Source organism: Flaviaestuariibacter terrae (assembly GCF_054777635.1).
The window spans coordinates 1-811 of the sequence record NZ_BAAHAL010000005.1 but is presented as its reverse complement, the minus strand read 5'-3'; the positions used below and the strand labels follow the sequence as shown (position 1 = coordinate 811).

Annotated in this window: 1 protein-coding gene; it reads left to right on the top strand. The window is 57.7% G+C overall.

The features are described 5' to 3' along the window. The coding region (locus ACYU7Z_RS00680; protein ID WP_460566597.1) for a hypothetical protein at positions 1-811 on the top strand (811 nt) is incomplete at both ends.

Sequence of the window (811 nt, the reverse complement as noted above, 5' to 3'; positions counted from 1 at the left end):
TGTACCGACACCACCGTGCTGCACCTGACCATCGCCAACGGTACCCATACTGATACCACGGCTACAGCCTGTGCCCAGTATGTATGGCATGGTGCTACCTACACGTCTTCGGGTGACTACAGCTTCACAGCTCCCAACGGAGCTTGTACCGACACCACCGTGCTGCACCTGACCATCAACCAGGGTGTGCATACCGATACCACGGCTACGGCCTGCTCTGTGTTTGTATGGCATGGATCTACGTACACAACCTCGGGCGATTACAACTTCACAGCTCCCAACGGAGCCTGCACCGACACCACCGTGCTGCACCTGACCATCGCTAATGGTACCCATACCGATACCACGGCTACAGCCTGCGCCCAGTATGTATGGCACGGACAGACATATACCACATCTGGAGATTACAGCTTCACAGCCCCCAACGGAGCTTGTACCGATACTACCGTGCTGCACCTCACCATCGCCAATGGCACCCATACCGATACGACTGCAACCGCTTGCGGATCTTACCAGTGGCATGGACAGACGTACACCACATCTGGTGATTACAGCTTCACAGCCCCCAATGGTGCCTGCACCGACACCACCGTGCTGCACCTGACCATTGCCAATGGCACCCATACCGATACCACGGCTACCGCCTGCGGAGCCTTCTCCTGGCATGGTGCCACCTACACGTCTTCGGGTGACTACAGCTTCACGACTCCCAATGGTGCCTGCACCGATACCACCGTGCTGCACCTGACCATCGCCAATGGCACCCATACCGATACCACCGCTACCGCTTGCGGAGCCTTCTCCTGGCATG